The following is an 8,374-nucleotide window of genomic DNA, read 5'->3' as shown; positions in this document are numbered from 1 at the left end:
TATAGAGGGAGGTGAATTATGAAACAGCAAAAATGGGCCGTTGGAGGATTAGTGTTTGTTGGCTGTATGTTTCTCGGTGGAGGATTGGGAGCTTGGTTAGGAAGTCCCCAAATCGGATGGCTCATAGGAATGGGTTTTGGATTTTTTGGGATGGCTTTAACGAGACTGATGGGCAAATGATAAAATAAAACACGGTTCTTCTCCTCTTAGATAAAGCAATATGCATGAAGCAATTCATTCACTTACATACCAGGCCCTGTAACATGTAATAATTGTACTCATACAAAGCCACTCTCTAACAAGAAGTGGTATTCTCCCCTACAAGTAGACAGCGAAAAAAGAGGACATTTGATATGATGTTCTTAAGAGTCTACTTGGGAGGAGATTTTTTATGGCGAAGAAAGGACAAACTTTTAACACTTATTCCGAAGAGCCGAAACAAGAAGTCGTTCGTTTGAAATTCTCTTCTGTAACCGATTTTCCTTGCCAACAATGGCAAACAAGATAATATCCCATCGCTAATTCTGCCTGACCCGCACCGATAACAAGAACATCAGTGTTTTGTTGCATTTCCATCCGTTCCGAAAAGGGTTAGACTTTCATTTCCCCGTGATGGATTTGACAGGTTTCAATTTGAATGGTTGTATGCAGAATCTTAAATTTTTCTTCAATCATGTGAATGGCATCTTGTAAAACCTTTTGGCTGTCTTGATGATCTTCAATCAAAATATGGCAACTTAATGAATCCAACCCTGATGTAATCGTCCAAATATGAAGGTCGTGAACGTCAATCACTCCTTCGATACTTTCTAAGGCTTTTTTCACTTCATTTTGGTCAATGGTAATGGGCGTTCCTTCCATCAAAATGTGAACCGTATGTTTAATCACTCCCCAAGCACCTTTCAAAATTAATAAAGCAACCAAAATGGAAATAATGGGATCTGCCACGTACCAACCAAAGAGCCACATGGCAAACCCAGCGATGATAGCACCTACAGACCCCAAAGCGTCACCGATAACGTGAAGATAGGCACTGCGAATGTTGACATTATTTTCCACATCCCCTTTTCTCATTAACGCCCATGCACTTAAAAGATTGGCAAACAGACCAATGGACGCAATCAGCATCATAGAGCCGCTAGCTACGGTAGGCGGGTTGTAAAAACGCTGAATAGCTTCCCATACGATAAACCCGGCGATAACAAACAAGGTAACTCCATTAAACAAAGCGGCTAGGATTTCAAAACGATAAAAGCCATACGTTTTATTGGGCGAAGCTGGTTTGGCGGCAAACCAAATAGCAACTAAGCTAAGAACAAGTGAACTGGCATCACTAAGCATATGACCAGAGTCGGAAAGAAGGGCTAGGCTGTTTGTGATTAAACCTCCGAAAAACTCTAATAACATAATTCCAGCGGTAATGAGAAGTGCAATCGTAACCCCTTTTTTATTACCTTCCCTTCCGTGATCGTGATGGTGTCCGTGGTGATGGTGGTGACCATGGTGGTCGTGAGAATGATGGTGATGATGCATGATAAAACGCCTCCTTAATGATGTTCAGCATGGTCAATGACTTGCACTTTTTTAGTAAAGTCTTTTATAGAAAAAACAAGTAAAATGAAACCAATACAAAACCGATTATAGCCATGATAACGCAGTATATTTTGGTAGATGTACGTAAAGCTGTCCCGAAAATCTCTTTTCCCGTCACGAAAAGCATTACTCCCATTGCCAATGCGATAATCATTGCTACTAACCAAGGAACCCCCATTCCATAATTGTTTCCTATAAAGGCTCCAACTCCTACGGGGGCGGAGGCTATGGCTGCCCCAAGTATGATGCTGAAAATTCCAAACCCAGCCATCAGCAAGGGAGTAAAAACAGCAATCCCTTCTGGAATATTGTGAAGCATGATCGTAGTCAGCATTGGTTTAGTCAATGAATCGTGAGTATTGGCTCCAAGTGCGATGCCTGTTGGAAAATTGTGTAGGGCAATACTGAATGTTAAAAATAGACCAGAATGTACAAATAAGTCTTTTTTAGCGTCATTTGTAATAATGACCACATGATGAGAAACCTTTTCTAGATACTTGTATATAAAATAACCAAAAATCAATCCGACAATAGCAATAAACCACCCTCCAATTTCTATGCTTTCAGGAAAAATTTCCATTGTGACCAGCCCGAATATCATTCCACTACATATGGAAAAAATGGTTGGCGTTCCTCTTTGCCAGCCTTGAAACAACCAAGCAATCGCTCCACCAGATAACATTCCGATAGCAGAAGCAGAAAATCCTAAAAGCCAAATGGAGTTCATCCATCATCCCTCTTGTACTAAATTGTCTTTACTTTGTATATCTACCAAACCCATAAATTATGCCTTAAGAAAACAAAAAACCTCCGCCATGGGAGGATTTTAAAGTGGTTTCCCCGATAACGCGATTTATTTGATTTGTATGACAGATCAATCAGAATTAAAATTAAAATATTCATAATTTTATTCCAGTTGCTTAAGGGGGAGACATATGAACAGTTTTCATTATTTTTGCCCGACACGCATTGAAATGGGAATGGGGAAAGCAAAGCAGCTGCCGGAATTGTTGGAATCACTGCAAATTGGAAAATCGATTTTACTTGTTAGTGACCCGGGAGTCGTTCAGACCGGCTTAGTTGAACCGATTCAAGCAAAATTGCAGTCAGCCGGCTATCGCGTAACGTTGTTTGATGACGTATCGCAAAATCCGCGCGACACGGAATGCCTGAAAGGTGCGGAGTATTTTAATGAACAGAACGCTGATGCCGTTATCGCCATCGGCGGTGGAAGTGCGATGGATACAGGAAAAGCGATTGCACTCATTGGACGAAATGGCGGGACACCAATTGAATATGCAGAAGGACAACGGCGGTATGAGAACGTAGCTCCCATTATTTGTGTCCCAACAACAGCGGGGACAGGCTCCGAAGTCACCCGTTCGTCCGTTATTACGGAAGCTTCCACCCACCGGAAGCTGACATTGAAAGATGCTGCGCTTCGTCCGGTATTGGCTGTTCTTGATCCGGAGCTTACATTCACCGTACCTAAATCCGTTACGGCTGCGACTGGGGTTGATGCATTAGTTCATGCAATCGAAGGCTATACGTGCAAAGTGACGAATCCAATATCGCAAGCAATGGGAGCAAGAGCAATGGAAATCATTGTGTCAGCACTTCCTGAAGCATATCGGGATGGCCGAAACGAAAAAGCCCGATACGACATGCTGTTGGCTAGTTTGCTTGCGGGATTATGTTTCGGATCCGCAGACGTAGCGGCTGTCCATTGTTTAGCGGAGGCTCTAGGCGGGCTCTATGATACGCCGCATGGTGTCGCAAATGCTGTATTTTTGCCGTTTGTGTTGAAATTTAATGCGCAAGAGAATAAGGCAATGCATGCAAAATTGGCGCGGTATATGAAATTTGCGGCAGAATCTGATTCGGATGAACAAGCTGTCGAACAATTGATCCAGGGCATCGAGGCGTTCACCCGCAGTTTGGACATTCCAAAACTAAAAGACTTACCTGGTTTGCGTAAAGAAGACTTCGGAAAAATTGTGGAACTGGCGGTGCAAAACGGATCCACTCCAAGCAACATCCGGACTGTGACGGCCAAGGATTATCTTCACATTCTTGAAGATGCGTACAACGCTTGAATCGTGTAAAGACCGTAAATAAAAAAGGTTCAACATCTTATTCTACATAAATTCCCATATGATAAATACACGATATATAAACTCCGTATTTATACACGGCTGGAACTTGAGCGGCCCTCCCTATGTCCATGACGATGATAAAATGGTTCTTACGTTCTTTTGGTGAAAATTCGAGATAATGAGAATGAGAAACTAAAAACCTCTAATTTGCACACTGATTTTCTCGATTAGCCACTTCCTATCACCAAAATGGCGTAAGAACCAAAAAAACTCTTTGCCGGTGGATATTTTACGAAATAAAGGAAAGCAGAGCCCCTGCGGCGGCGGAAAATACAACGACAATCCAAGGCGGACACTTCCAGACCGTTAATAGGCCAAAGTCGGCTAAAGCAAGGCAAAAATCTAACGGGCTTTTAATCGCTTTCGTCCATACAGGATGATATAGTGCTGCGAGTAAGATTCCTACAACAGCTGCATTGATACCGTGCAGTGCTGCTTGAAAACGGGGATGATGACGAAGCCAATTCCAAAAAGGAAGGGCTCCAAGGATTAACAGAAAAGACGGAAGAAAGATAGCAAGAGTTGCCACGATAGCACCTTTCCATCCGAAACTAGCCATTCCTAAGTACGATGCAAAGGTGAACAATGGCCCGGGTACTGCTTGTGCCGCTCCGTACCCAGCTAAGAATTGATTGGCTGTTAGCCACCCAGTAGGAACCACTTCCGCCTGTAGCAAGGGAAGCACAACATGTCCTCCGCCGAATACCAAAGCGCCAGATCGATAAAAGCTATCAAAGAGTGCAACCAGATTAGAACCAGTGAACTGTCGGACTACAGGAAGCAACCCTAACAAAGCAAAAAATAAAATGAGTAAGATCATGGCTGCCTTTTTATTAAACGAGATAGAAATTGGAATTGGATTAGAAACTGGAGTGCTTCGGAACAAAAACCATCCTATGATTCCAGCACCTACGATAATTCCCACTTGACTAAAAACACTCGGAATCATTAAAGCCAATATAGCTGTTGCGATCGCAATGGTGGCACGCGGCCGATCGGACGCAAAGTTTTTGGCCATGCCCCACACCGCTTGAGCGACTACAGCGACCGCCACAACCAGCAGTCCATGGAGCCAGCCTGTCTCACGGAAGGAAGTTCCTTTTAAAAAGTAGGCAAACAAGATAAGCGCAATGGAGGAAGGGAGAGTAAATCCAATCCAAGCGGCAATAGCGCCCCAAAAACCAGCTCGTATAAACCCAATCCCTATTCCAACCTGACTACTCGCCGGACCCGGCAAAAATTGACACAGTGCTACCAAATCGGCATATGTTTTTTCATCTATCCATTTTCGCCGGTTCACATATTCCTCTCGAAAATATCCTAAATGAGCAATAGGCCCTCCAAAAGACGTCAATCCTAGTCGAGCAGCTGTCTTCAATACCTCCCAAACAGAACCTCTTTGTTCCCGCTGCATCTCAATTTCCTGGTTCATTGCTTATCACCCCCTAATGATAAATGGTATAATATCTTCTTACTCCCCTGATACATGTTAGAAATGCCGTACAACCCAACGTGTTTACGATTAATTCGTCAAATATTGAAGTTCGTTAATCCTTTATTTCTTTCAATAGCTCATAGGCTTTTTCTCTCGCTTTTATAAGTACCTCATTTCCTTTTTCCGTTGTTCTGTAGTATTTTCTCATCTTCCCTTCAACATTTTTTTCTTCTTTTTCTAATAGACCGTTTAACTCCATGTCATGCAGTAAAGGATACAATGTTCCAGCACTCATCTGATAACCATGTTTCTTTAGTTCTTCTAACATCCATGAACCAAATATGGGCTCTTTTTTCGCATGATGTAAAATGTGTATTTGAATAAAACCAAGGAACAATCTACGTAACACTTTATTTTCCATCGTGCTCCCCTTCATTATCAATTTTTGATATCGAAAATCGATATCATTGTATCACGTCTATGTGATATTTTTCAAGAAAGACAATATTAAGGTAATGTTAATTTCGTATACCTCTTATAACAAGAACCAAAAATGTTCCTTTTGCGTAAAAGTCATTACTACTAATGCAAGAGATGCTGTTCATATCATTGATGATCTACTTCATCGTGAGTCGAATATACGACAAAAAGTGTCTACTTTAAAAAAAGTAAACACTTTTTGTTGCTAACTAGATAGTATTGTCCAGTCGAAAATATATCAAGACATTGTTTCCTGATAATTAACATTTTTATGGTTACATTCTTCTACCGGTTTGATTGCATTCCCCTTTTCATCTGTACACCAGGATTGAGATTGGAAAGCGAGAAAAATGGCTACCCACCTTTTTTCTTGTTCAAAATGTATTAGAATCCCCCCATCTTGCCATATCCCGTTATCTTTTTTCCATTTTCCCACATTTCCTTGGTTCATATGAATATCATGTATACCATTACCAGGCAAAAAACCAAAATACTTATCAGGCTTATTTTGCTCTGGGCCCCATCTCTCTCCAAAAGCATATATGATTGCCTTCTTATCGATAGCTTGCTTAATATAATGTTGAATCTTTTCGTTTAAATCGTTATCTGGACCTTCTACATCAGCTGGGAGGGGAATCATTTTTCTAGGGTCTAATAAATTTCCCCGTATATAATCAAGTCCAATGTCTGGATGATTATTTTTTATAGGAGTAAAGCCAAAATCTAAGTCAGGTAACTTTGTAATGTCTTCCGAATGGAAATCCTCACCGACGAAATATAATACTTCTGAAGGATAAGATTGAGATTTAATATTAATGGCTATTCGATACTTAGTCCCTTCCTCATCCTCGATAAGAACTTGATAATGTGGATTTTCCCCTCTTCCCATCATAGAGTCGACTGGTTTTCCCTTTAGAACTCCATAATTTTTTAAAGGCAAATTCCACCATCTCCTCTTCATTTATAATACATACGCAAATTGCGTATCCATATCTTCTACTACTGTAATTCCTTTTTTTGATGCGAAAACTTCCAACCACTCGCTTTTTTTTGCTCCGCTTTGTAAAAGCATCCATCCATCGACACTGATTTGGTGTTAATAATTGATACATCTCTTTCTACTTCTGCTTCAGTCAAAGGTGTATGAAATTTCCTCAAACTCATATTGGCACCTTTCTTGAAACATGTAACTCTATTTCTATTAATTAACATTCGACGTCTACATCTAAAAACCCTTCAACAAATTCCAAAAAAAGAAAAAACCTTCACTCATTCACCAAAAAAAACGTAAGAATTATTTTTTCTTTGCCGAAAACACCGATAAAACACTAATTTATTATCCTATGAAGAAGGAATGAAGCTGTTTCTCCACGAAATAAAGCGAAGGAAAAGAAAGCGAAGAATGGCCTTTTATTCTATCCAAGAGAGGTGTTGTAAATGGATTTCACATTAACCATGTCCTTTTTAGGAGTGGCGATATTGCTGACAGTAATGCCCGGACCAGATATTCTGTTTGTGATTACCCAAAGCATTTCACAGGACAAAAAAGCAGGAATCGCCACGGCGCTGGGACTTTGTTCAGGCCTTATTGTGCATATCACAGCTGCAACGCTTGGGATTTCCACCATCATTTATCAATCCGCTTTGGCTTTTACCGTCGTCAAATATACGGGTGCGGCTTATTTGCTGTATTTAGCATGGCAATCATTTAAGGAAAAAGAAACAGGCTTTGCTATTAACCATCACAAGCCTTTCAAGTATCCATCATTGTATAAAAAAGGAATTCTCATGAATCTGCTTAATCCAAAAGTATCCTTGTTCTTTTTGGCATTGTTGCCTCAATTTGTGAATAAATCGATGGGGCACATTACGTTGCAGATGTTGATTTTAGGGATGATTTTTCTGGTTCAGGCTTTAGTGATTTTTGTCGCTGTCAGCGTGTTTTCAGAGAAACTGCGCCATGTCCTGCTTACCAACTCGTTCATCGCAAAACGAATGAACATTGTAAAAGGTCTGTTATTAGGGCTGATTGGTATACAGATTGCGTTTAGTAAAAAGTGAAATCGTTAGAGTGTTATCTTTTAATTTGACTATGACATTACGTCACCCTTTATCCTGAATAGAAAGGAGGGAACCACTTGGATCGGAATTAAAATGGATTACAATTCCATTATAAATACGATCCAAGTGATACAAATGAAACCGGAGTGGGTAAATCCATATCTCACTGCCAAAGAGCGACAGACAATAAGAGAATTGGTAAAACAATCCTATTCGAAAAAAGCGTTGCGAAAATTAACTGCGAAAGGTTGGACAGAACAAGACCACAACCAACATATCAATCAATATCGATTATTTAGAGAATCATTGACAAAACTTGTTAAGAAAGGCGCCAGTCCTGATAGCCCTGAAGCACAGGAACTTGCAGCATTTTTGATGGAGATGATCCATCGTCGCTCACAAGGCGACCCGGATATTAAGGAAGGCATGAAAAAGATTTGGGAAAACTTTAACTCATTACCAGAGCAAGAAAAACCAAAATTGTATACAATTCCAGATAACGAAAGAGAGTTTATAAAGGAAGCTTGCATCATATATCATAAAAATAAAAATAGATAAACATATGAAAAGGGAACGGTTACTCCCCCCATGGTCATTCCTTTAATGGAAAGTTTAAAGCAATACCATCTTCACCTTTCCCAGCCGCTGT

The 8,374-nt window shown here is 40.5% G+C and carries 9 protein-coding genes; 4 read left to right on the top strand and 5 right to left on the bottom strand.

Features of this window, described 5'->3' with window-relative positions; translation table 11 throughout:
- Nucleotides 1-18: 18 nt before the first annotated feature.
- A complete protein-coding gene (locus GCA01S_RS20600; protein ID WP_017435372.1) occupies nt 19-180 on the top strand; it encodes a hypothetical protein in 162 nt (53 codons plus the stop codon).
- Nucleotides 181-591: 411 nt separating this feature from the next.
- Here the strand turns inward: GCA01S_RS20600 and GCA01S_RS16265 are convergent, their stop codons facing one another.
- Nucleotides 592-1,533 (bottom strand): cation diffusion facilitator family transporter, encoded by a 942-nt coding sequence (locus GCA01S_RS16265; RefSeq protein ID WP_042411500.1) that lies wholly within the window; start codon nt 1,531-1,533, stop codon nt 592-594.
- A gap of 64 nt (nt 1,534-1,597) precedes the next feature.
- Entirely contained in the window at nt 1,598-2,320 is a 723-nt protein-coding gene (locus GCA01S_RS16260; RefSeq protein ID WP_042411497.1) for a ZIP family metal transporter, read from the bottom strand.
- A 208-nt stretch (nt 2,321-2,528) separates the two neighbouring features.
- On the opposite strand from GCA01S_RS16260, the gene GCA01S_RS16255 reads away from it, so the two are divergent.
- A complete protein-coding gene (locus tag GCA01S_RS16255; protein ID WP_042411494.1) occupies nt 2,529-3,689 on the top strand; it encodes an iron-containing alcohol dehydrogenase in 1,161 nt (386 codons plus the stop codon).
- Nucleotides 3,690-3,978: 289 nt separating this feature from the next.
- Here the strand turns inward: GCA01S_RS16255 and GCA01S_RS16250 are convergent, their stop codons facing one another.
- The 3 genes from GCA01S_RS16250 to GCA01S_RS16240 all read right to left on the bottom strand — a co-directional run bounded on the left by GCA01S_RS16250 (nt 3,979) and on the right by GCA01S_RS16240 (nt 6,604).
- Nucleotides 3,979-5,181 carry a chromate transporter gene (locus tag GCA01S_RS16250; protein WP_042411493.1) on the bottom strand — a complete coding sequence of 401 codons (1,203 nt, stop codon included), beginning with the start codon at nt 5,179-5,181 and terminating at the stop codon, nt 3,979-3,981.
- 115 nt (nt 5,182-5,296) lie between these two features.
- The gene (locus tag GCA01S_RS16245; RefSeq protein ID WP_017435379.1) at nt 5,297-5,605 is read right to left on the bottom strand and encodes a PadR family transcriptional regulator; all 309 of its coding nucleotides are present in this window, start codon (nt 5,603-5,605) and stop codon (nt 5,297-5,299) included.
- Between the two features lie 297 nt (nt 5,606-5,902).
- On the bottom strand, nt 5,903-6,604 hold the full coding sequence (locus GCA01S_RS16240; protein WP_042411491.1) for a DUF2278 family protein: 702 nt from the start codon (nt 6,602-6,604) through the stop codon (nt 5,903-5,905).
- Nucleotides 6,605-7,101: 497 nt separating this feature from the next.
- Between GCA01S_RS16240 and GCA01S_RS16235 the strand changes: the two genes are divergently transcribed.
- Nucleotides 7,102-7,725, top strand: a complete 624-nt coding sequence (locus GCA01S_RS16235) for a LysE family translocator (protein WP_042411489.1) — start codon at nt 7,102-7,104, stop codon at nt 7,723-7,725.
- Nucleotides 7,726-7,860: 135 nt separating this feature from the next.
- Complete coding sequence (locus tag GCA01S_RS16230) at nt 7,861-8,283, top strand: TipAS antibiotic-recognition domain-containing protein (protein WP_162163132.1); 423 nt, start codon at nt 7,861-7,863, stop codon at nt 8,281-8,283.
- Nucleotides 8,284-8,374 lie beyond the last annotated feature (91 nt).

The sequence above is a fragment of the Parageobacillus caldoxylosilyticus NBRC 107762 genome, assembly GCF_000632715.1.
Lineage (GTDB): Bacteria > Bacillota > Bacilli > Bacillales > Anoxybacillaceae > Saccharococcus > Saccharococcus caldoxylosilyticus.
Note: the sequence above shows the minus strand (reverse complement) of the source record. Positions and strands in the feature narration are given on the sequence as shown.